This window comes from Brevundimonas sp. 01N35 (assembly GCF_056399785.1).
This window is the reverse complement of record NZ_JBFTRZ010000044.1, coordinates 1-384: the sequence shown is the minus strand read 5'-3', so window position 1 is coordinate 384 and position 384 is coordinate 1. Positions and strand designations below refer to the sequence as shown.

At 66.9% G+C, this 384-nt stretch carries 1 protein-coding gene; it reads left to right on the top strand.

The genetic code is table 11. The annotated features are described in order from the left end of the window. Positions 1-15: 15 nt before the first annotated feature. A partial coding sequence (locus AC1DJ5_RS14680; RefSeq protein WP_477021077.1) for a carboxymuconolactone decarboxylase family protein occupies positions 16-384 on the top strand: 369 nt, incomplete at its 3' end.

The following is a 384-nucleotide window of genomic DNA, read 5'->3' as shown; positions in this document are numbered from 1 at the left end:
GAGCACGACATGACGATGGATTTCCAACAATTTACGGCGACAGCCCCCGATGTCTACGCCGCACTGGGCGGCGTGGGACGCGCGGTGGACGCGTCCGGCCTGGACAAGGCGCTGACCGAACTGGTGAAGCTGCGGGTCTCCCAGCTCAACGGCTGCGCGTTCTGCCTGCAATTCCATCTGAACATCGCGCGCAAGCTCGACATCGACCCGCGCAAGTTCGATCTGCTGGCCGGATGGCGCGACGCCGGCATCTACACCGTGCGCGAGCAGGCGGCCCTGGCCTTGGCCGAAGCGCTCGTCCGCATGACCGACCACGCCGCGCTGGACGCCGCGCAGGCGCAGGTCAAGGCGGTCTTCACGAAGGAGGAACGCGTGTTCCTGGCC